Origin of the sequence: Neobacillus sp. NPDC058068, assembly GCF_042885335.1 — a bacterium.
Lineage (GTDB): Bacteria > Bacillota > Bacilli > Bacillales > Cytobacillaceae > Neobacillus.
The window spans coordinates 21,191-43,497 of the sequence record NZ_JBHVSI010000021.1 but is presented as its reverse complement, the minus strand read 5'-3'; the positions used below and the strand labels follow the sequence as shown (position 1 = coordinate 43,497).

19 protein-coding genes are annotated in these 22,307 nt (G+C 41.4%); 3 read left to right on the top strand and 16 right to left on the bottom strand.

Features of this window, described 5'->3' with window-relative positions; genetic code table 11:
• Positions 1-840 precede the first annotated feature (840 nt).
• Positions 841-1,740, top strand: coding sequence for an NADPH:quinone reductase (locus ACFVSW_RS22050; RefSeq protein ID WP_387318765.1), 900 nt, complete (start codon positions 841-843; stop codon positions 1,738-1,740).
• Positions 1,741-1,871: 131 nt separating this feature from the next.
• Here the strand turns inward: ACFVSW_RS22050 and ACFVSW_RS22045 are convergent, their stop codons facing one another.
• Positions 1,872-2,753 carry an SCO family protein gene (locus ACFVSW_RS22045; protein WP_387318764.1) on the bottom strand — a complete coding sequence of 294 codons (882 nt, stop codon included), beginning with the start codon at positions 2,751-2,753 and terminating at the stop codon, positions 1,872-1,874.
• Between the two features lie 270 nt (positions 2,754-3,023).
• Here ACFVSW_RS22045 and hpaB point away from each other — a divergent pair, with 270 nt between their 5' ends.
• Together hpaB and ACFVSW_RS22035 are read left to right on the top strand one after the other, a co-directional pair.
• On the top strand, positions 3,024-4,493 hold the full coding sequence (gene hpaB, locus ACFVSW_RS22040; protein ID WP_387318763.1) for a 4-hydroxyphenylacetate 3-monooxygenase, oxygenase component: 1,470 nt from the start codon (positions 3,024-3,026) through the stop codon (positions 4,491-4,493).
• Between the two features lie 112 nt (positions 4,494-4,605).
• Positions 4,606-5,241: a LysE family translocator gene (locus ACFVSW_RS22035; RefSeq protein ID WP_387318811.1), complete on the top strand. Its 636-nt coding sequence runs from the start codon at positions 4,606-4,608 to the stop codon at positions 5,239-5,241.
• Positions 5,242-5,400: 159 nt separating this feature from the next.
• Here the strand turns inward: ACFVSW_RS22035 and ACFVSW_RS22030 are convergent, their stop codons facing one another.
• The 15 genes from ACFVSW_RS22030 to ACFVSW_RS21960 all read right to left on the bottom strand — a co-directional run bounded on the left by ACFVSW_RS22030 (position 5,401) and on the right by ACFVSW_RS21960 (position 22,291).
• Positions 5,401-6,381, bottom strand: coding sequence for an electron transfer flavoprotein subunit alpha/FixB family protein (locus ACFVSW_RS22030; RefSeq protein ID WP_387318762.1), 981 nt, complete (start codon positions 6,379-6,381; stop codon positions 5,401-5,403).
• Between the two features lie 11 nt (positions 6,382-6,392).
• Complete coding sequence (locus ACFVSW_RS22025) at positions 6,393-7,187, bottom strand: electron transfer flavoprotein subunit beta/FixA family protein (protein ID WP_387318761.1); 795 nt, start codon at positions 7,185-7,187, stop codon at positions 6,393-6,395.
• 57 nt (positions 7,188-7,244) lie between these two features.
• On the bottom strand, positions 7,245-8,090 hold the full coding sequence (locus tag ACFVSW_RS22020; protein WP_387318760.1) for an aspartate/glutamate racemase family protein: 846 nt from the start codon (positions 8,088-8,090) through the stop codon (positions 7,245-7,247).
• A 37-nt stretch (positions 8,091-8,127) separates the two neighbouring features.
• Positions 8,128-9,501: an FAD-dependent oxidoreductase gene (locus ACFVSW_RS22015; protein WP_387318759.1), complete on the bottom strand. Its 1,374-nt coding sequence runs from the start codon at positions 9,499-9,501 to the stop codon at positions 8,128-8,130.
• A 15-nt stretch (positions 9,502-9,516) separates the two neighbouring features.
• A complete protein-coding gene (locus ACFVSW_RS22010) occupies positions 9,517-9,954 on the bottom strand; it encodes a GlcG/HbpS family heme-binding protein (RefSeq protein ID WP_024028305.1) in 438 nt (145 codons plus the stop codon).
• Positions 9,955-9,977: 23 nt separating this feature from the next.
• Positions 9,978-10,715, bottom strand: coding sequence for an SDR family NAD(P)-dependent oxidoreductase (locus ACFVSW_RS22005; protein WP_387318810.1), 738 nt, complete (start codon positions 10,713-10,715; stop codon positions 9,978-9,980).
• A gap of 28 nt (positions 10,716-10,743) precedes the next feature.
• Positions 10,744-12,165 carry an FAD-binding protein gene (locus ACFVSW_RS22000; protein ID WP_387318758.1) on the bottom strand — a complete coding sequence of 474 codons (1,422 nt, stop codon included), beginning with the start codon at positions 12,163-12,165 and terminating at the stop codon, positions 10,744-10,746.
• A gap of 24 nt (positions 12,166-12,189) precedes the next feature.
• Positions 12,190-13,077, bottom strand: a complete 888-nt coding sequence (locus tag ACFVSW_RS21995; RefSeq protein WP_387318757.1) for an isocitrate lyase/PEP mutase family protein — start codon at positions 13,075-13,077, stop codon at positions 12,190-12,192.
• 49 nt (positions 13,078-13,126) lie between these two features.
• A complete protein-coding gene (locus ACFVSW_RS21990; RefSeq protein ID WP_387318756.1) occupies positions 13,127-13,996 on the bottom strand; it encodes an adenylyltransferase/cytidyltransferase family protein in 870 nt (289 codons plus the stop codon).
• Positions 13,997-14,059: 63 nt separating this feature from the next.
• On the bottom strand, positions 14,060-15,232 hold the full coding sequence (locus ACFVSW_RS21985) for an acyl-CoA dehydrogenase family protein (protein WP_387318755.1): 1,173 nt from the start codon (positions 15,230-15,232) through the stop codon (positions 14,060-14,062).
• Between the two features lie 63 nt (positions 15,233-15,295).
• Positions 15,296-16,801 carry an FAD-dependent tricarballylate dehydrogenase TcuA gene (gene tcuA / locus ACFVSW_RS21980; protein WP_387318754.1) on the bottom strand — a complete coding sequence of 502 codons (1,506 nt, stop codon included), beginning with the start codon at positions 16,799-16,801 and terminating at the stop codon, positions 15,296-15,298.
• A 60-nt stretch (positions 16,802-16,861) separates the two neighbouring features.
• Entirely contained in the window at positions 16,862-17,815 is a 954-nt protein-coding gene (locus tag ACFVSW_RS21975; protein ID WP_387318753.1) for a VOC family protein, read from the bottom strand.
• A gap of 14 nt (positions 17,816-17,829) precedes the next feature.
• Complete coding sequence (locus ACFVSW_RS21970; RefSeq protein ID WP_387318752.1) at positions 17,830-18,669, bottom strand: alpha/beta fold hydrolase; 840 nt, start codon at positions 18,667-18,669, stop codon at positions 17,830-17,832.
• A 226-nt stretch (positions 18,670-18,895) separates the two neighbouring features.
• Positions 18,896-20,218 carry an MFS transporter gene (locus ACFVSW_RS21965; protein ID WP_387318751.1) on the bottom strand — a complete coding sequence of 441 codons (1,323 nt, stop codon included), beginning with the start codon at positions 20,216-20,218 and terminating at the stop codon, positions 18,896-18,898.
• Positions 20,219-20,422: 204 nt separating this feature from the next.
• Entirely contained in the window at positions 20,423-22,291 is a 1,869-nt protein-coding gene (locus tag ACFVSW_RS21960) for a V4R domain-containing protein (RefSeq protein ID WP_387318750.1), read from the bottom strand.
• Positions 22,292-22,307 lie beyond the last annotated feature (16 nt).

Here is a 22,307-nt window from a genome sequence, read left to right as displayed (position 1 = left end):
GCTGATTCTCGCATCTAGAATCAAGAGGGTCCACACTTATCGGTTGGGGGAATCAGGTTAAGCACCCGATCTGATAAATAGACGGAAAACTTCCGCTTAATTAGGAATTGCTGTTAAAAAAGGCTTAAATAGACGGAAAGATTCCGCCTATTGACTTGAAAAATTCGAAAAAGAGGGGATTTTGCTTGGCATAATCGGAAAATCTCCCCTTATTTACCCCAAAACGAGCTCCAATCTGCAACTAACCGGAAAATCTCCGCTTATTTTACTTTTGCTGGTACTAGATTAAGTACAAGACATCTGATTTAGAAGAGTTTTAGCTCAAAAATGCAAAAGCACCCCATTTTGATGTGTTACGGTGAACCGTTTCACAAGTAAGTGTGATTTTTTATATACCAATAACGGTGACAATACGCCTATCATTTCGGGACGTATTTTAAGAAAAGCACCTCAAAACGGAACCCTATAATAAAATATTTCTAAGCCTTTTAATTGTGATTTATAATGTTAATTGTTTTGCGAAAGACCAATCAAGAATACTGTGACTTTGGCTGCTATTTAGTAGTTTGCACCTCAAAGTAAACCCGTTACTTATTTATATAATTTTTCTTTTTTCAAGCACTTTACCAAACATAAGGTTCGTTACAAAAAATATAAGAATCGGTCTTAATTTCTCCCAAAAAGGTTTGCTTGCCCAAGGAGATAGTCTATCATAAAGAAGATGTGATTTTACTTTAAACAAGGGGGAAGCCGAATGAAAGCTATTCAAATGTCGTCCTTTGGGGAACCTGATGTGTTAAAACTTTAGACGTGAAAGAACCGGTTCCGGCGGAAAACGAAGTGCGGGTAAGGCTTTATTATGCCGGTGTCAATCCAGCTGAAGCATATATACGTGCGGGAGGTTATGCCTTTTTCAATCCGGACATGCCCTATATCCCTGGATTTGATGGTGCCGGTGTGGTGGATGAGGTTGGACCGGGTGTCACTAGGCTCAAGACCGGCGATCGGGTATTTGTCGCATCCACTATGGCAAAAAGAAAGACGGGAACATATGCGGAAAAAGTAGTTTGTGATGTGGAAGCTGTACATAAATTGCCCGAATCAGTAAGCTTTGAGCAGGGAGCAGCACTTGGCATTCCTGTCACCGCTGCATACCGCGCCCTTTTTCACCGGGCACATTTAAAACCGGGCGAAACGGTATTAGTTCATGGAGCTTCCGGCGGTGTAGGTACTTTAGCTGTACAGCTGGCTAAATATGCAGGAGCTCAAGTAATCGGAACTGCCGGCACAGAAGAAAGCATGGATATCGTAAGAAAATCTGGTGCTGACGCCGTCCTTAACCACAATCAGACTGGTTATTTGGAAGCAATCCCTTCCATTACAAACGGTGCTGGGGTAGATGTTGTCATTGAAATGCTGGCCAATGTCAATCTAGAAGAGGATTTACAGCTGGTGAACAAGTTCGGCCGGGTGGTCGTAGTAGGCAATCGCGGATCATTGGATTTCAATCCCCGGTTGATAATGGCCAAAGAAGCCGATGTCCTTGGAATGGCCGTTTGGAATGCACCATTAGATGAATTTAATGAAAGCTTGATTGCAGTTGAAGCTGCACTGAAAAACGGTGGACTTCAGCCATTCGTAGGAACAATCCTGCCGCTTGAAGAAGCAGCCAATGCACATATCCAGATTTTAAGCAGCAACGCCAAGGGTAAAATGGTATTGGAAATCGGAAAAAACTAACGGAAAAGTTGATAGCCGGTTTGGCCGAAATTCGATCATTCAACGGGTTGGCTTAGGAATTAGACCAAGTGAAGGTTCCTAATACTTTTTAACTAAAAAGCCGCTATTATTTTAAAAGCGGTCTTTTTTTATTATTCTGAGGTTACCACCTGCAACAATTCTTCCCTGTCAATAAAACTCCCAGTGAATTCATGTGTTAACTTTCCATCCTCATTAAAAATAAACGTTTTGTTATCATGCAAAACTTCTGTATCCTTTTTTTCAAAATGAACACCAAGAGTATTCGTTAATTTTTGTATTTCGCTCATATTGCCTGTCAGCATTTTAAGGTAGGACATATCGAAATTCATCTTCTGCGCATGGAGCTTCAGCGCTTCCGGGGTATCCTTTTCAGGATCTAGCGAAACTGACACAAGTAAAAGTTGATCCGGATTTAGCGCGTTCGTTTTAATATCCTGCTGCAGGCTGCTGAAATTCCCCAATAAAATTGGGCAGGCATTTGGATCGATGCAGTTTAAATACGTGAACGTCATGACGACTTTTTTACCTAAGAGATTTTCTTTCGACACTGTTCCCCCAATTTCGTCTAGTAATGTAAAGTCCGGTAACGCAATCTGGTTTGTGACTTTATGGGCGTTCTCTGCTGTCTTTACCTCGATTGTAAACTGCTTTTCAACCTCGATTTTTGCCCCATTATGCTCCACGCTAATAGTTGCCACCCAGTCACCTTGCATCGGCAAATTGACTGAACCGATATACTTGCCATCGCCAATTTCTTCTGCATGAATCGGGAGTGTTCCGTGGTCCATATTTTTCATATTCAAATCAGCATTTACATTGGCACCATTTACGGGTTTTCCTTGTTTATCGACAACCTTAAACTGCATTGCCATCGTTTTTCCCGGGGTAAATGTTTTTGGTGTCGAAAGCTTCACACTATAGGGATTTGAATTACTGCACCCAGCCATTAGGATTAGAAATACGCTTATTATAAAAATAGACATTCTTTTCATTTTGCTCGACCTTTCAGAAAAATGATTGATTATTTTTCATCTGCTTGTTTATTATAGTACCTCAGCATTTTTTTAACTGTGAAGTACTTCACTTATCAACCTGCCATCATCGAAAAATATAAAAAAATTCATCGCATTCTTCAGCGTTCACTTTAGCCCTATTTATTTTTAGACGCGAAAATAAAGAACAAATTGGTACCTTTTCCAATAAAATAAAACTAGCTAATTATTCTACTAAGAAATGACCCATTGCATTTAAGGAGTGGCCATATGGGAATCATCAACGGGAAAGAGTTCATAGAGCGGATAAATCGACTTAATTCTGATATTTGGTTGGACGGAGAAAAGATTGGAGAAAAACTATCTGAGCATCCTGCCTTCAAAGGACTCATTCGGAGCAAAGCATCGCTTTATGATTTGCAGAGCAAACCAAACTTAAAGTCCAAGTTGACAAATCATGATCCGGATACAGGAGAAACAATCGGAATGTCCTATCTGCAGCCAAAAACCAAAAAAGATTTGAAGAAAAGAAGGACGATGATTGAAATTTGGGCAAAACATACAAATGGGATGATGGGGAGAAGTCCTGATTATATGAACACGACTGTTATGGCCTTTGCCTCCTCCACAGCCCTCCTCGAGGGGAAGGAAAATTGCTTTCCAGAAAATATCCAATCATTATATGAAAGGGCTAAAAAAAAGGACCTTTCATTTACTCATACCTTTATCACACCGCAGGTAAACCGTTCACAATACCATTTTGAATCCTCGAAGGAGCCGATTGCCGCCAAAGTGATTGGTCAAAATGAAAAAGGCATCATTATTAAAGGTGCACGTTTGCTGGCTACACAAGGAGGTTTAACCGATGAAGTGCTCGTGTACTCTGCAGGGGGAGTTTTTAGTGAAGAAGAGGCATACGCTTTTTCAATCCCAACTGATACGGAAGGTTTAAAATTTATTTGCCGTGAATCTTTTGTCGGCGGGGAATCTTCTTTTAATTATCCGTTAAGTTCACGGTACGAAGAAATGGATACGATTCTTGTCTTTGACAATGTGTTAGTTCCATGGGAATGTGTGTTTTTTTACAAAAATATTGAAGTGGCTAACGAGTTCATACTCCAAAGTTCCTTTTATTCTTTCGCTTTCCACCAGGTAATAACCAGACAAATTGTAAAAACAGAATTTCTTTTAGGTGTTGCTGAGCTTCTTGTCGAGACGATTAATATTAGTGAATATCAGCATGTCCAGGAAAAGCTTTCGGAAATCATGATTGGTCTTGAAACGATGAAGGCCCTTTTAGCTAAATCCGAAGCAGAAGCAAAATTAGATGAGTTTGGCAACATAAGACCTTATTTAATCCCGCTTCAGACAGCTAGTAATATTTTCCCAAAAATTTATCCGAGATTCAGTGAAATTATTCAAATTATCGGGGCGAGCGGTTTGGTATCCTTACCGACTGAAAAAGACTTTGATTCGGAATTAAGAACAGATTTGGACCAGTATCTTCAGGGAGCCAACGCATCCGCACTGGACCGTGTAAAACTATTTCGCTTAGCATGGGATTTAACGATGAGTTCATTTGGCACAAGACAAACCCAATATGAAAGATACTTCTTTGGAGATCCAATCCGGCTATCAAGCCAATTCTATAAAAGTTATTCAAAAGATGAGTATGTAAAGCGGATAGTCGATTTCTTGAATCATAAGGGGAATCGATCAGAATTTAAAGATAAAGGCTAATCCATCGATATCAATGGATTAGCCTTTTATTTTCTCCTTTCAAAAAGGTAAACTATTGTGTAAAATTAAAAATAAATTGAATTTTAAAAAAAACAGAAGAAAGGAGAAAATGATTGTGCAGCATTTTTACTTATTTGTTCTTTTGTGTATTTTTCTGATTATTTTACCTGGGCCGGATACCGCAATGGCAACAAAGAATACTCTGACGATTGGAAAATCGGGAGGCTTTAAAACATTGTTCGGGACTTGTTGTGCGCTTTTAATTCATACATTGGCGGCGGTGATTGGTCTTTCTGCGATTATCGTAAAATCAGCTGCGCTGTTCTCAATTATTAAATATATCGGAGCCGTTTATTTAGGTTACCTCGGGTTTAAAACGTTATGGGCATTAAGGAAAACGAAAGCGGCCATATCTTCGGAATCAGATAGTACACCTAAATATGCGCAAACAAATTGTTTTCGCCAAGGCTTTTTAACGAATCTGCTTAACCCAAAGGTTGCTGTCTTTTTTCTAACCTTTTTGCCACAGTTTGTCGATCCCGGACAAAAACCGCTTCTTCCCTTTCTCTTAATGGGTGTAACGTACACATTATTAACGGCAATCTGGTTTATCCCATACATTTATTTAATCAACAAAATCAGTTCATTTATGAATAAACCATCCACACAAAAGGTTGTACAAGGGATAACTGGTGCGGCACTGTTAGGATTTGGACTGAAACTAGCTTTTGAAAAATCTAATCCATAATATCGCCACTAATAAAGGACCTCGGAAAATCGAGGCCCTTTTTCCTTTGTAATTTCTTTTAACATATTGTAATTTTGACAAAGTTGCAATAAATAAAGAAACCCATTTCTCTAGGGCTTCTTCAACTTGCATTTTGACAATGTACTTTGGATAGTATTTTTAAACAAGCACTTTTTTTAGTTTTTCCGTTAAGGCTGGGATCACTGTCTTGTAATCAGCAATCACGCCAATGTTAGCACGCTTAAAAATTGGTGCCTCTGCATCAGTGTTAATTGCCACAACGGTCTTTGCACTTGTGATGCCTGCCAGATGCTGACTTGCCCCGGAAATACCAACAGCAATATAGAGGTCTGGAGCGACAACGGCTCCAGTTTGCCCTACCTGCAGGTTAGAGGGAACCCATCCGGCGTCACAGGCAGCACGTGATGCACCTACAGTACCTCCAAGCAAGCTGGCAAGGGTTTGCAGTTCACCAAATCCCTCAGGACCGCCAATGCCGCGTCCGCCGGAAACGATAATCCGGGCATCCTCAAGCCGGATATCTGACAGGGCTGCCTGGATTTTCACAACGAGCTTGGTCACAATTTCCTCTTCTGATGCTGTATATTCGAAAGGAATGATTTCCCCGATGTGATTATCAGTTAGTTCAGGTATATCTTGACTTTTTTGACGAATGCCCACTACCGCTTTATCCCGGGTTGTTTCGTATTCACCAAAGGCTTTCTCACCATAAATCGGGCGAATCCATGTCAGTTTTTCGTCAACATTTTTGAAGTCGACTACCTCTGTAATGGCCGATGCGTTTAGTCGGGCGGCCAGGCGGCCAACCAAATCCTTCCCCATCCTGTCAAACGAAACAACCATCATCTCGGCATTCGTTTGTTGGAATACATTGTAAAGACAATTCACGTATAATTCTACATCGTATTCAGCGAGCAGCGGATTTTGCACATTGTATGCAATACTCGCCCCACAAGCAATGGCCTCTTTGGCACTTTGTTCAGAAGTGGTACCTAATAAGACAGCACGGACCTCTCCACCTATGGAACTAGCTACGCGGGAGCCAAATCCCAGTGCCTCTCTGCCGCCCGGTGTTAAGGAATCACCCTGTTGATGTGCAAAAACAAGAATATTGGCCATGTCGGCACCCCCTATAAAATCTTCAGTGCAACGAGTTTGTCAGCCAGCCTGCCTGCAAGTTCATCACCATCATTGCCAGGCAATACCTCACAGTTCACTTCTGTTTTCAGCACGTAGGCTTTAACCAGTCTGGCTCCTGGTTGACTTCGTTCACTATCTAAATCAAGATCTTCACTTTCTAAAACTGTAATCGGCTTACTTCTAGCAATTCTAATATCCTTGACCTTCGGTAGTCGCGGGACATTTGATTCAGCGCTGATAATAGTAAAGACAGCCGGGGAAGGAACGCTTACCACGGTATACCCGCCTTCCGCCTCACATGAAGCCTTTACACGATCCCCATCTAATTCAAGCTCGGAGACAAGAGTTACACAGGGGTTCTCTAGCTCTTCCGCCATTATTGGACCAACTAAGCCCTCCTCGATATCACTTGCTTGATATCCGGTCAAAACTAGCTCAGCTCCGCCAAGTTTCTTGATCGTTCGAGCCAGGATATGACCAACTGCCTGACCATCGAGATCTTCCCATTCTTCTTCCCAAACTCGAACAGCAGCATTGGCTGTAAACGCAAGAGCCCGGCGCAGTATTTCCTCTGAGTCCTCATTTCCCAGACAAAGAGCTGTAACCGTGGCGCCCGGTGTTTTATCCCGCAGTTGAATGGCAAGCTCAAGCGCATTTTCAGCGAAGGAATCCAGCACCATATCGGAATCGCTGGCATCAGGTCGATTTGTCACGGGATTTATCTTAAAATTACGTGGCGTGATTTCCGGGTCAAGAACATGTTTTAGACATACAACGATATGCATTTCTGGTTCACCTCGTTCCCAAGTTTATCTTAATCTATAAAGTTAAGAATCTAAGAATTATATTTCCAGAGCTCTGGCAGACAGCCCTCGATCATTTTTGGGATCTGGATTCGGCTCTAGTCCATACATTTCTCTTAGTCTCGCAACTGCGTCAGCTGGCGGTTTTGCATTGAAATAGCCGCGTCTGGTCATATACACCCCGGACACTCTCCGCAAATCTGCCAGCGACTCGCACATTTTAATTCCCGCGCCAAAAGAATCGACAATCGGCACATCCCCAATTCTTGAAACTCCATGTGTAGCGAGGAAGACGTTCATTGGGCCTTCTCCAGGTACAATTACATCAGCCCCTTCGGAGATTGCCTTTTCGGCAGCCTTTTTAAATGAGGCAATGACAGGCTCTGGATTATTAAATCCGGCTAATACTGCATCAAACCCGGCTTCGGTTTGAACAATAGGTCCTAGTTTGCCGCCAAGACCATACCGCGCAGCATTTTGCCGGAGTTCATCTGCAAGCGGCGCCAGAAAATTCACGACGCCTATACAATCGCCAAGCATCGAAGCCATATGGAAAGATGCTTGCCCATACCCTACTACAGGGATATCCACCAGTGTTCGTGCCTCTAAGAGACCTACATCAGGAATTGTTGCGATGAACATCGCATCATAGCCTGCCGCTTCAGCCGTAAGAGCAGCCCTGACAAACTGTTCGCGGTGCAGGTTTTGCAAGTAGGCATGGGTGATAAAGATTCCAGGATAATGGGTAGGATACGTTTCTTCTGTCATCCCATGTAAAACAACCTCTACGTCAGGACGAGCAATCCGGTTTACATGGTTCATAATCGCATCACGATATTGCGGCACCCGATCAATCGTGGTAAGACTTTGATGCCAGATTTTCATCTCATGTACCCTCCTTTTAGTATTTTTACTAGGTCAGTTAAATAGTTACCTCGACTAAAGCAGATTGAACGGCAAGTCGCCCAAAGACAGCAGCTTTCCCAAGCGAGCTACCAGTCATATACCCGGCACCATGGAATCCGCCGGTTATTTCACCAGCCGCATACAAACCAGGGATTGTCTCGCCATATGGATTGATAACCTGCCCCGCAGCATTTACAGCTATTCCGGCGTAGGTCGCCAGCATGGCAACTGTCGATTCAAATGCATAAAAAGGTGCTTTTTCAATCGGAGTCGGCTTCCCATAATTATGTGTTAATGTCTTCCGGCCAAAGTCTGGTTCCTCTCCGTTTTGAATCCCTTGGTTGTATCTTGAAATGGTATCTTCTAGAACTTCCAGAGGAACATCTATGCAATCTGCCAATTCTTCTAATGTATCAACCACATATAAAAGGCGGCGGCGGCGCAGTAATTCAAAATCATAAAGCGGGTCGTCAAACACACTCTTGTCCATTACCGTTTGGTCCCAAACTTGATAGCTGATTTGCTCCGGCTGCTCGAATGCCGCTTTACCCAATAACTTATAAGAAATCGATTCGTTGACAAAGCGTTTTCCAAGCTGATTCACGATAATTCCACCCTTGTAAAAAGCAAGCCCCTGGGATTTAACCGCACCTGTTGCCGTTGGATGGAAACCGTATGTACCATTCAAGTATGGCAGGTCTTGCATCCAGGCACCATGCTCCCAAGCCATCATTAGACCTTCCCCTTGGTTGCCACCACCGGCAATCCGAAGTGCTCCTTTCAACTGGGGGGCAAATTGATGCAGCAGATCCTCATTTTTTGCAAAACCGCCAGAAGCTAGAATTACTCCTTTTGAGGCTAGAACAGTCTGCTCTACACCATTAAAATCATAAATAATCTGATTGATTCTTCCATCATTGTTCTTCAATAAACGTTTGGCCGGTGCACAAAAACGAATAGCTACGTTTGGAAGATTCTTCACCCTTCGATATAGTGACTGAATGGCTTGGTGCGGATCAATGATGTGCCCCCTTGGAACACTGTGGCCGCTTACTGCCTCCAGTGCACGGAATTCAATGCCATGTTCCACAAGCCATGAATAGGTCTCAAGCTGGTAACGTCCATAGGTATTGACCAATGAAAGATCATTCACGCCTCCTCCTACTTCAATCATGTCATCCAAAAGGGATTCAGGGGAATCAATGATCCCTGCCGCTTCCTGCATATCCGTTCCAGCTAGTGCCATATATCCTGAACTAAGCACCGTGCTGCCGCCAAGTTCATCCTGTTTCTCAAGCAGAAGAACATGTGCACCTAGCTCACCAGCCTCAACTGCCGCACACATCCCTGCTAATCCTCCGCCTAAAATTACTAAATCATAGGTTTCCATCGGTAATCACACCTCTTACTCTAATGTCTTTAGCACTTCTAAGGCCGCCTCGCATACCTGCATATCATGAGTATAGTGTCCTCCGCTTACTCCTACACCGCCAATGAGTTCGTTATCGATTTTAATTGGGTAACCACCACCAAAAATAACTAATCTAGGTGTGTGGACAATACCATGTAATAATGGCGGATCATCTTTGAGTCTGTCGTACCATTCATGTGTCGCTCTATTATAGGTAGCTGCTGAAAATGCTTTGTTTTGAGCAATCTCTAAACTTAGCACGGGTGCACCATCCATTGCAGCAAATGCTTTAATATTGCCCACCCGGTCGACAATGGCAATGCTGAATGGCATTCCTAGTTCTTCTCCCTTAACCAAGGCTGCTTCCAACATTTTTTGCGCTAATGAAAGACTAATATTTTTAGATTCAATTGCTGCTTTTAACTTTTCCATTTTTATATCCCCTTTTCATTTTGTTATAGATTCACTGGACGTCCATTTCCAAATGCTTCAATTGCTGTGCCCGTGACGGCTTTCAACTTCGGCAGACATAAATCAACAATTACATTCGCAAGGTCAATTGGCTGCAGCCAATTTTCTTTATTCACATCCGGTGCAAGCTCCTCCATCATTTTCGTATCAACTGGACCTGGGCAAACTGCATTTACTCGAATTTTGTCGGGTTTCAATTCTTCACCTAAGGCTTTTGAAAATCCAATGACTGCATATTTTGAAGCAATATAAGCGCTTCTGTCAGGGCCGCCTTTTGTTCCCCAGATGGATGAAAGATTGATAATCACTCCATCTCTTTTTTCTCGCATTTGCGGGACTACTGCCCGGGCACATAAATACACCCCGCGAATATTAACATCTTGAACAAAATCCCATTCTTCCACAGTTGTTTCATGGAACGATTTCAGAAGCATCACACCGGCATTATTAATTAAGATATCGATCGAACCCAATTCTTCTTGTGTTTCTTGGACTGCCTTATTTACATCGTCTTCTTTGCGAACATCTCCAACGAGAGAGATGGCTTCCCCACCAAGTTCTGTGGAAATATAGCTGGCTGTTTCTTCACTTTCAGATTGTTTATTAGAAAAAACAGCGACTTTAGCGCCTTGTTTTGCCAATAGAATACAGGTTTCCCTGCCAATTCCTCTACCGCCTCCCGAAACAAAGGCTACCTTATCTTTTAATTCCAAATAGAACACCCCTTTCCTTGAAAGCAATGCTTGCCGTTTAAACCTCAAGCTTCGCTGAATCCGTTACATATGATACGGCATGTGTGCCGGCACGACGACCAAATACCAACCCTCTAAGCACAGACGTTCCGCCAGGATATTTTCCGTAATAGAGACCAGCTGTTTCCCCGATTGCATATAATCCTGGGATAGCATCATCGTCTTGTGACAAGACCCGCCCGTTTGTATCAGTAGCTAATCCGCCATTTGTGAATACATTGGAACAGACAATCGGATAGGAAATATATGGAGCCTTGTCAATTGGAATCGCCCAGTTTGATTTCGGCGGCGTAATACCAACAGCCTGTTTACCGTCCTTTTTATCCCACTTGAATTCTCCAGGCTGAACAGCAGCATTGTACTCCTTAACAGTCGCAGTCAGCCGCTCCGCTGGAACCCCAATCTTTTCTGCCAGTTCTTCAAGCGTATCTGCAACAATAGCAGGTTTATCTGTCTCTACTGCCCGTTCATAATTTGGTATTTCATACATTTTTTGATCGCCGATCATATAGGCCACATGACCAGGAAGATCGTAGAAAATCTTTCGAGCAACCTCTTCATATTGCTCATCAATCGTCGTTTTCCCCTCATCCACGAAGCGCCTGCCATTTTGATCGACCAAAATAAAATAAGGGAATGTCATAACAGCAGCCTCTTCCCGTTTACTTCTTGGATCAACCGGTTCAGCATGGAAGGAATCAAACTGGCCAGCCGTTTTGGCACCAATCTCCATTGCCATCCGAATCGCTTCACCCTTGTTGTATAAGCCACCCTCCGCAACGGTCCGGATTTTATGAGCATCTCTGCCAATATATTGTGCCATCATTTCCTGGTTTCCTTGGAAGCCACCAGCAGCAAGCACAACAGCACCTACTTTTAATTGAAGAGACGTTCCACCTTTTACACGTACATTTAGCCCATTAACTGCCCCTTCTTCGTCAAGCAGCAATTTCCATGCCGTAGCTTGGTAAATTATCTCTACACCAAGTCCGCTTGCCCGGCGGGATAAAGTGTCAACAATCGCACGCCCCCCGCCTACTGGCAGTAAACGCGGCCGTGATGCCGTTAAAAACATCGTTGGCAGGTAGTCGAATTCAACACCTTTTTCCTCTACCCACCTTAAGGTGCTGCCGGCGTCCTTGGCGAGAGTTTCTATGTACTCTCTATCAGAATAGTTGTCTGAGAAAACCAGCATGTCTTCGACAAAGTTGTCAGCAACCTCATCGAGATTTTTCATCCGCATATAGGAGGCCGTCCATCTTGAATTTCCGCCTCTATGGTCATAATCAGCCCGTTCTAAGATGGCGATTTTAACGCTTTTATTTGCTTTTTTGGCTGATTCCGCCGCAGATAGTGCAGCTGAGGTTCCAGCTACCCCACAGCCAATTACTACAATGTCATAATCTACTTCTCTACCCATATCAGTATCCTCCTCTAAAGTTATTTACCTATTTGGCAGCGCTTGATTTTCTGAGTACTTTTCCTCCCATTCTTTGATCTGATTGAGTTTAAAGAGTGATTGTCTTTCTTCCCACGTACAGATCAAATTGTAGACATTTTCTTGTGAACCCTCTGCCTTTAAAATTTTTAATGATTCCGTGATTCCTTTGATTGCTGAACGAAGAACGGTATTCGCACAAAGCATGATTTTAAAACCGATTTCTTCAGCTTCGTTTAAAGAAATGAGCGGGGTTTTGCCGCCTTCTACAAGGTTAATAACTTGAGGAATCCCTTTTAAAGAACTAGTAAGTTGTTTTAATTGTTCAATTGTTGTAGGCGCTTCCACAAAGATAATATCTGCTCCAGCCTCTTTATAGGCATGTGCACGGTCTAAAGCATCTTCCATGCCATTAACGGCTAACGCATCTGTGCGAGCAATGATGGCTAGATTTTCATCATGTCTCGTGTCCACCGCAGCTTTGATTTTCCCCACCATTTCACCTTTAGAAATCACATCTTTTCCATTGAAATGACCACATTTCTTTGGTGAAACTTGGTCTTCCATTTGAATCGCTGCCACTCCAGCACGTTCAAATTCACGGACGGTACGCATTACATTTATGGCATTGCCAAATCCAGTATCACCATCCACTACAATCGGAATGGTCGTGACATCTGTCATCCGGGCAACGATATCGGCCACTTCTTTTAAGGTAGTTAAACCTACATCAGCCCACCCTAATTGGGCATTAGATATTCCAGCACCCGTGGCGTAAATCGCATTAAAGCCTATTTCTTCTATTAATCTAGCAGACATGGCATCATAAGCCCCAGGCAAGATAAAGGAACCTGGTTCTTTTATTAGCTTTTGAAACTCATTTGACTTATTCACAACTTACAGTCCCCTTTTATAAAAAAATTAATTTATCATTCTATTATTTTCAACCGCTCCAAACGAAACTGAATTTCGAAGAGTGGATCCATTTATTTTCATTGATTGAAGATTTCACCTCTTCCAAGATCCGTTGGTTCCAAGTAATGGAGACATCTGCATCACTTTTTGTGACTATATCCGGAATACTTAGAAGCGGAATCAGTTCTTTTTCCCCCGTCACAATCACTTCCATTTCCTGTGATTGATATCCTTCATTTAACGTAACAGCATATCTCCCGGGGGCAGGTAATGTATAGTAAGGCTTAACCTTTAAAGCGCTGCCATCCCATGTGCAGCTAATCCCATAGGGTCGGCCCAAAAAGGCAGGTAAATCTTCAACTTTCCCATTTGACAATTTTTCACGGATGCAGGTTGAGCTAATTTTCCCCTCGCGACATTCAACTTTATTAACTTTCGTTACTTCGAGGATTCCTCCTGAATCACTTTTCAATCTTTCCATATTCCCCTCACCGCGAAAGCCATAAGTATAATCAAAACCTGCAACTGCATGGACGACACCGAGATCCAGTAAATATTTAGCAACAAACTTTTCTGGCAGCAGCGACGCGAACTCCCGATCGAATTCAACAATATAAAAGATATCAACACCAAGTTCAAAAAAGAGTTTCTCTTTATCAGGAAGCGGCATTAGATAATCTACCTTTGTTTTTCCATTCGATAACACTGTTTTGGGATGTGGAAAGAAACTCATAACAGTTAAGGGTAAATTTTTTTCTTTGGCTATCTGAAGAGCTGTCCGAATTACTTCACGGTGTCCGTTATGAATGCCGTCGAAAAATCCAAGCGCCATGACACTCTGTTTTGCCTTTTGCTGCCAGTACGGCAGATTTCCGGGATTCAAATAAATCGTTTCCATACAGCTGTCTCCTTTAATACATTTATGCCTCAATCGTAATATTATTTTCCTGCTGGTTCCTCATTACCCATTAATTGATACATCAAAGCCAAATTGTGTCTTTCCAAATGCTTCAACCGAGTCTTCGTAAAGATTGGATCGATGTGTGCATACTACTAAAATATCGCGTACGAGCATTTCAATTGGATCTCCTTTAAACACGGAAAATCCGCCAAGTGTCAATAAAACTTTCACCGCGATGTCCGATACATGCTTCGTGATTTTTGCCCTTATTGCGGCGAATTCACCACGTTTATCTTCTTTTCCCATTTCATAGTTTTCCAATAAAGAAATATATTTGTCTAACAAACCTTCCGCTTCATAATATTTAATCGTTAATTCAGCTAATACCCCTTGATGTCGGGACTCCTTAGCGGATTTTCCTCCTAATCGAACCCGCTTTTCCGTTCGGTTCTTAAATTCTTCCAGTAAACGCTCCGCACCACCCAGCGCTACCATAGGGAATCCGATACAAAAAGATGAGAAAAATGGAACATCATAAAGAGGATAGTCTTTATCATAGCCTTCGGGAGGTCTGCCTGTACGATCTGCAACAGTAAGCCGTATTAAATGGTGCTTTGGCACATAGACATGATCGACAAATACTTCGTTGCTTCCAGTACCTCTAAGTCCTAACGTATCCCAATTTTCAATTATTTGTGCATCAGATATCGGTAATGTCAACATGCATAGTTCTGGTTCCTCACTGTCGTCCAACTTTATTTTCACCGCAAGAGCCACCCAGTCACTATATAAGATACCGCTTACAAAACTATACTTGCCGGTTATCCGATAACCTTCGCCATCTTTTTCTACTTTTCCTATTGGAGCAAAAATATCTGCTATTAATCCTCCCTGATTAATAACTTCTTCTGCTCCTTCTTTCGTCATATAAGCTACTAAACTATTATGAATGGAATAAAGAAAGGTTAACCAAGCAGCAGAAATATTATATTTTCCAACCGTGCGGATAATCTTTGAATAATCCCTTAAATCTACTTGTGGCTCGCCATATTTTTTTGGCAGTAATAACTTGGATAATCGAGCCTCTTTAATCGCATCAATGACATTTTTTGAAACCGTTTTGTTTTTATCTGCTTCTAGTGCTTCCGATTCTGCAATTTTTCCTACCCTTTCTGCTCCTTTTAGTAATAGGCTCAAATCGGCCTTGTTTTCATCCACTACATTGTTTACCATATTTTGCACCCCTTTTTCATTTTATCTACAGGTTTATTTTAATGAATCACCTAACTTATACCTTCAAACCATCTCTTCTTTTTCTTTTACTTGGTGAATATAACGTGAAGCATTTTCACCGGCAATTTTTCCAAATACAGCTCCGGCCATTAAGCCCGCGCCGCCAGGATAATTAAAGTAAAATAACCCGCCCACAAGTTCACCTGCTGCGTACAATCCGGGAATTGACTGATACAATACATCTTGCACTTCGGCATTTGCATTTGTTTTTAAGCCACCAAATGTAAAGGTAATCCCACACGTAACGGCATATGCTTCGAATGGGCCTTCATCCAAGGTATTGGCCCAGTTAGATTTCTTGACCGCTAATCCTTCTGTACACCGTCCATCTTTTTCATTCGGGTTGAAGGTGATATTTTTAGTGACAGCCTCATTGTATTCCTTAACCGTCCGTAAAAATTCTTCTTTATCAACACCTTCAAGTTTCTCTGCCAATTCATCTAATGTATTCGCTTTTACTCTTGTAACTTGTTTGCCTCGATATTCTTCACGCAGAAGTCCAGACACCTTTTGATCAAATATCTGCCAGGCAAATTGGCCGGGCTGTTCAAGAATCAGCTTTCCATATTTTGCGTACGTATAATTGCGAAAGTCTGCACCTTCATCGACAAAGCGTTTTCCTTCTGCATTAACCATGATTCCAAATGGATAGCTTAGCTTTTGAAAGCCTTCAGTGAATTCCGGTAAATAGCGATCCCCGCCTACAGCATGGCATCCTGACCAATTTCCACAGGCAATCGCACCAATATTTAATGCCATTTGAATCCCCTCGCCCGTGTTATAACGGCTGCCTCTTGCATGAGCTAAATCCCATTTCGGACCTAAATAACGCGTTCGCATTTCTGGATTGGCATGAAAGCCCCCAGAAGCTAAGATCACTGCTTTGGCACGGACTTCTGTCGTTCTCCCTTTATGTTTGAAAATAACTCCATGAACCCCATCGTCATCATGAATCAGTTCGGTCGCCATGGCATCGAATAATACCTGCACACCTAGTCTTGCTGCTTCCTCGTGCAATGCCCCAACTAAGCCTGGACCTCCGCCGGCCGACTCAGCAATCATTCCGCCCCAAAATTTGAATTTCCCGTCCACTTTAAAGGCTTGACGGCCATAAATCGGCAAAAATCTTACCTTATGGGAGACAAGCCATTTCATCGTTTCAAAACTATTACCGGTTAGGAGTGAAGCGAGCTCTGGGTCGGTGCGGTATTCTGTCATACGGCACATATCATGAAAGAATTCCTCTTCCGTGTAGGATCCGAAGTCTGTGATTGCAAAATCTTCCGCTGTTAGGTCAGGCATGATTTGTTTTAAATCTTCATTGCCATCATAGGCAAACCGGATCGAACCATGTGTGTATGTGCTATTTCCACCTTTTTCCGCTTCTGGTGCCTTTTCTAATACCATGACCGATGCACCATTTTCACGTGCCGAAATAGCAGCACAAATCGCAGCATTTCCTGCTCCAACGACCACTATGTCTGTTTCATACTTTCTAATTTCAGTCACAGACCTCTTCCTTTCTTTTTAAAAAAGCTGACTCAATTTGGTGTTGAGTCAGCACTTTATTTAAGCTTCAATGGTTGGTTTATTCATTTCTTTATCCATCACGGAATCACCCCAATAGGTGTTGCCAATCGAGTGCTCCTCTTCTGTCCATTCAACAGGTTCCCAATCCGGTTCAAAGATTAAGTAGGATCCGCTGAACAATTCAACACGGCAGCCGCTTCCCGGATCGATTACATAAAGATAAAAGGCTTGAGAAACACCATGCTTTCCAGGTCCGATAAAGTTGATGCCGTTTTCTTTTAAAATATCAGCAGCCCTTAATATATCCTGGGCATTATCATGCCAATAAGAAATATGATGAAGTTGATTTGGCGTTTCTGCCTGGGGTCTAGAAATGACCGCAATATCATGAACTAATGGAGTGACACTCATCCAACCAGCGACAACCGTTTTTTGATGATACTTTACATATTCACGAAGCTTAAACCCTAATTGGCTGCCCAAATATTCTAGAATTTCACCGACATCCATGGAGGTCGCAATATTGACATGGTCAAACCTTCGAGGTGAACAGCCGCGGGCCCATGCCTTATACGTTTGGTTTTTCAAAACAGATCTTCTTTTTTCATCCGCTTTTGGTTTTTCCACATCATAGTAGATTTCAAAGGAATGCTGGCTAGGCAGTTTAAAACGGATCGCCCTGCCTTGTCCCGTCTCAACACCTGCTTCAATCCACCTCACTTCAGTCCCAGCTTTTTCAAGCAGCTGGGCAAATCCTTCAACATCCTCGGGCCGCTTTGTTCTCCAGGCGATATGATCAACATAACCTCGTTCACCGGCTGTTAAGGACAGTGAGTGATGCTCAAAGTCTCCCCAAGCCCGTAAATAGAAAGTTCCATTTTTTTCTTCTGTTACTTCCAATCCAATCACATCCCTGAAAAACCAAAGTGATTTTTCAAGATCTGGTGTGACAAGTGCCACGTGTCCTAGCTTCGCAATCTCTGGTAAAGACATAGTTCCTACCTCCATTAGAGTTTACTAGAGAAATAATTTTGAATTAAAAAATTAAAGCTATCCCGTTGTTCAATTTGTGTCCAGTGGCCGGTTTGCCCGTAAATATGCAGCTGCACATTCGGCAAATAGGATAATAGATAATAACTGGACTCGACTGAGCAAACCATGTCATCACGGCCATGTACAAGCAAAACTGGATTTTTGATTCGCTTAAGAGCCGTTACTGGGACAGGAACTGTAGCTGTTGCAAATATAGATTCGTTGGAAATGTGGATTTCAGATCGCATGGCTGTTTCATATCGAGTATGTGCGAGAGCGTCAATTTCCGGTGCCAGTCTTTCATCATCATAGACAAACCAGCTCATAATTTGACGCATTTTCTTTTCGGATGGATTGTCGTAAAAACCTTTAGCACGGGCAAGCTCCGTACTAAGCTTTGTATTAGGAGTCCCACCTGGTCCCATTAGAACCACTTTCCCGAAACGTTCAGGATACTCCAGGAGCAGTTCGAGTGCAACGGAGCAGCCTAATGAGTTCCCGACAACATGGGCTTTTTGAATACCAAGCACATCTAACATTTCAATCAACTGATTGAGCCAATGATCCATCCATCCCTGTCTATTCTTTGGAATTGGATTCGGATGACTGCTATTTCCGAAGCCCAGCAAATCCGGTGCCAGGCAGTCATACTGTTCACTGCATGCATTCAAAGCATATCGCCAATTAGCCCAGGCGAATACACCAGGTCCGGAACCGTGTAAAAATAAAATAACTTCAGAATTGCCTTCACCTGATCGATTTAAATACGTTTCATAGTTATTCGTTTTAATTAATTTTTGCGTAATATTTGACATCCTAGATTTGTTCCTCCTTATTCCCGAAAATTGAAAGCCTTTCCAATTACTTTCGAATAAAACTCTAACTTACTTTAATTTTAGAAAATTCACTATTCTGTTTCTAGAGATAAAACTATTTGATTCCCACTACTTTTTCGGTAATTTTTATTGGTTTTTACCTAAAAATAAATAAAACCGGGTTATTTAGACCCGGTAACATCAACTGGAAATAGTAGGAGGGATATTAATTTGGAATCTCCAAGGTTCCTGCATCTATTGTATCTTTCTGATCATTTTTTACTAATTTTATGCTAAAGAGCGTAATCAAACTAACTAGCAAGAAGGCTGCAATGATGTACATTGCTTGTGTAAAATTGAATAGCCCCATGATCATTGGTCCAACAAAACCGCCTAAAGAGGATAGAGTGCTTACTAATGCAATTCCGGTAGGTGCAGTTGATTCCGAAAAGAAGAAGGTTATATAAGCATAGAAGGTACCAGAAATGCCATATAAACCTGCAGAAGTAATCGAAAGCATTAAGACCATGAACGGTACGGTAGTTGCAAATGAACAACCAATGAATCCAATCATTGCAACTGATACGCAAATGCCTAAGTGGAGTTTATGTGAATTTGTTCGATCGGCATTCCAGCCTGCAAAAAGGATAGAAGGAATAGCAATAATTGAAGGAATCATCGCAAGCCAGCCGATTTGCAGGTTAGTAGTTGAAGAAGAAGATAAAGATTTAATAATCGTTGGCATCCAATAGGACAGGGCATTCACAGCGATAAAACCAGCAATATTAAATAGGGATAATTTCCATAGTTTTGAATCCTTTAACATACCAGTATGGGAAGTTTTGTTTACTTTCGCACTTACCTGTCGCTCCTTTTCTAATTCACCCTCAAGCCAGGTTTTTTCAGCTGCCGTTAACCATTTGGCGTTGGCAGGTTTGTTCGACAAGTAGAATAAAACGACAATCCCTAAAATGACGGCCGGAATCCCTTCCATAATAAACATCCATCGCCAGCCAGCTAAACCGTTCCATGAGATATTATCCATGATCCAAGTTGACAATGGTGCACCAATTAAACCACTTACTGGCAAGGCTACAAAAAATAGGGCCGTTGCTTTTCCTCTCTCTCTAGCACGGAACCAATAGGTTAAGTAAAGAATAATCCCAGGGACAAAACCAGCCTCAGCTGCACCGAGTAAAAAGCGCAAAATATATAAATGTGTCACGGATTGGATAAACCCAGTCGAAATAACCACAATTCCCCATGTAATCATAATCCTGGCGATCCACAGGCGGGCACCTACTTTGTGCAAAATTAAGTTACTTGGAACTTCAAAGAGAAAATAACTGATAAAGAATAAACCAGACAATAAACCAAATGTTTCTGCTGTTAGGGCCAAATCTGCATTCATCTGTAACGCGGCAAAACCCAAATTAATCCTGTCCAAGAAGGCAACAACATAAAGAAGTAAAATAAATGGCAGGATTCTTTTCATTGTTTTCTTAACCGTACTTTTTTCAAGAGCATGAATGGATGGAGCTTGTTTCAAATAAATTCCCCCTTAAAATAATTTGAAAGCCCTTACATTAATAAATTTTAGAAAATTCACTATTTTTATTCTAGAGGAAAACCTATTTAAGTTTTCACTATATTTAAGCGGTTTATATTGGTTTCTGTTTTTCGTAACTTTTTATTGGTTTTTGCTCCGGAACAATGCAAAAAAAAACAATCCAAGGCTAGGACTGCTTTTTTTCTATATCTCAAGCTCTCCCAAAGCCAGCAGAGAATCAAGAATGAGTAAAAGCTGATAACTTTGTGAAGAATCTCGTAAATTTTTATTGATTAACGTTTCAATTTTATTAATCCGATACATAAGTCCACTCATTGACAAAGAAAGGTCATCCATGGTTTGCTGGAGTTTTCCACCATTCGCCAAAAAAACATATAGTGTTTTGATTAATTCTTTTTGTTTTGCGTCTTTCTGCTGATAGAGCGGTCCTAATTCTTGTTTGGCAATTTTTTTGATACCGCTGACATTTTTTGAATTAATTAGTACCCCAACAATTCCTAAATCCTTAAAACTGATTATTTTCTTTTCAGTCGCCATCCTCAATGCTATTAATGATTCTTCTAAGTAATCTACTATACACTCAATTTCTTCTGATTTATCACTAATGCCGATTTTATATCGGTAGGTAGGATAAGTAGTTTCTACATGTTTTAAAATTTTCTCCATTTTTAGAAGTAGATTTTTCATTTCAGGAATCAGCATAATTATTTGACCCTCATACAGGCCAATTAACACTTTATCTCCTTGGATATCAAGATATTTTGCGATGGTCTCTAAAACCTGATCATAGTGATCAATATGATTTTTAGCTGCCTTTCCTCTCTCTTGATAGTTAATTGCAGCAATATAAAATGGTTTTACCAATTCAAATCCCATATATCGTCCGCGGTTGATGATTTCCTCTTTAGAAGAATATTGTCCTTTTATAATTTGTTCTAAAAAATACCCTTTCATTTTTTCCAATGCCTCAAAACTGGTTTTTTCATTTAAAAGGTATAAGGAAGCGGCATTGGCAAACCGCTCGATAAACATAATATTATTCTCCATGTTTTTCACTGTATTCTTTTTATAAAGGAAGCTGCAATAGCCAATTACCTTTCTTTGAACAATGATTGGTGTTATAAGACGTTCTTGATTTTCTGTTCTCAATTTAGTGGTTTCATTAAATAGTGGCAGGATGTTGTTATTTCTCCTGTTTTTGCGAATTAGGCTCTGTTTCAATTCATGATTAAGCCGACAATACTCTTCTTCGTCCATCCCTGAGAAAACTATTTTTTGAAAACTCAAGTCCTCTATCGAAATTGGAATTCTAAATAATTTAAAGGTGGTATCAGCAATATCCTGCAAATTGCTCCCATTCGATACACTTTCCGTTAATTTCTTATGAAATTTTGAAACCTTTTCGATATAATTCCGCTGCTCTAACAATTGCTCGTACGTATACTCTAACTCTTCAATAATATTTGATTCATTGTAGAATTTTAACTCCTCCTGAATTTCACTTCCCCAGTCCTCCTGGAGCTTTGCTTCGAAACAGCATTCAGCATCCCCTTTAGCAATGCAGCTAATTTCCTTAACAATGACGCTCTTCTTACAAACTGATGTCATATAACCACTTGCATAGCCTGTCAACGTATGGCAAACCGGAATGGCAGATGTACCATGATGCTTAAGGTGCTCATTTGCTTCAAACGAGTCAATCCATTTTCCTTTTCCAAGTATCGATTTAATCGTTTCCGAATCACTCATTTCAATGATTCTTTCGGACTTTATGTCTTTAATTTGACCTGACCTTAAATGAAGGATGGATGCCTGATTAAGGAGATCTTCTATTGAGGAAATGGTTTTCATCGCTTCATCCGCATCGGTAACACCTAAGCTCCAACCATAGCGGAGAAGAAATCCTTTTGCTCGCTTCGTTCCTAAATTTTCGATGATTCCTTTTCGCAAAATTCCAAAAGCACTAGTAGTCGTTATAATTTTTTTATTACCATCATCTGGGCTGCTTGTTTCCAATATATTAGCTAGATTACTATTCATAATCTCACCCATTTCTTAAATTTCCAGT

Bases quoted from the DNA above. Each gene is read 5' to 3' on its own strand.
- ACFVSW_RS22030 (WP_387318762.1), bottom strand. From the start codon at position 6,381: ATGGCCAATATTCTTGTTTTTGCACATCAACAGGGTGATTCCTTAACA.
- ACFVSW_RS22000 (WP_387318758.1), bottom strand. From the start codon at position 12,165: ATGGGTAGAGAAGTAGATTATGACATTGTAGTAATTGGCTGTGGGGTA.
- ACFVSW_RS22025 (WP_387318761.1), bottom strand. From the start codon at position 7,187: ATGCATATCGTTGTATGTCTAAAACATGTTCTTGACCCGGAAATCACG.
- ACFVSW_RS22015 (WP_387318759.1), bottom strand. From the start codon at position 9,501: ATGGAAACCTATGATTTAGTAATTTTAGGCGGAGGATTAGCAGGGATG.
- ACFVSW_RS21960 (WP_387318750.1), bottom strand. From the start codon at position 22,291: ATGGGTGAGATTATGAATAGTAATCTAGCTAATATATTGGAAACAAGC.
- ACFVSW_RS22020 (WP_387318760.1), bottom strand. From the start codon at position 8,090: ATGAAAATCTGGCATCAAAGTCTTACCACGATTGATCGGGTGCCGCAA.
- ACFVSW_RS21975 (WP_387318753.1), bottom strand. From the start codon at position 17,815: ATGTCTTTACCAGAGATTGCGAAGCTAGGACACGTGGCACTTGTCACA.
- ACFVSW_RS22010 (WP_024028305.1), bottom strand. From the start codon at position 9,954: ATGGAAAAGTTAAAAGCAGCAATTGAATCTAAAAATATTAGTCTTTCA.
- ACFVSW_RS21985 (WP_387318755.1), bottom strand. From the start codon at position 15,232: ATGGTAAACAATGTAGTGGATGAAAACAAGGCCGATTTGAGCCTATTA.
- ACFVSW_RS21970 (WP_387318752.1), bottom strand. From the start codon at position 18,669: ATGTCAAATATTACGCAAAAATTAATTAAAACGAATAACTATGAAACG.
- ACFVSW_RS22045 (WP_387318764.1), bottom strand. From the start codon at position 2,753: ATGAAAAGAATGTCTATTTTTATAATAAGCGTATTTCTAATCCTAATG.
- hpaB (WP_387318763.1), top strand. From the start codon at position 3,024: ATGGGAATCATCAACGGGAAAGAGTTCATAGAGCGGATAAATCGACTT.
- ACFVSW_RS21990 (WP_387318756.1), bottom strand. From the start codon at position 13,996: ATGGAAACGATTTATTTGAATCCCGGAAATCTGCCGTACTGGCAGCAA.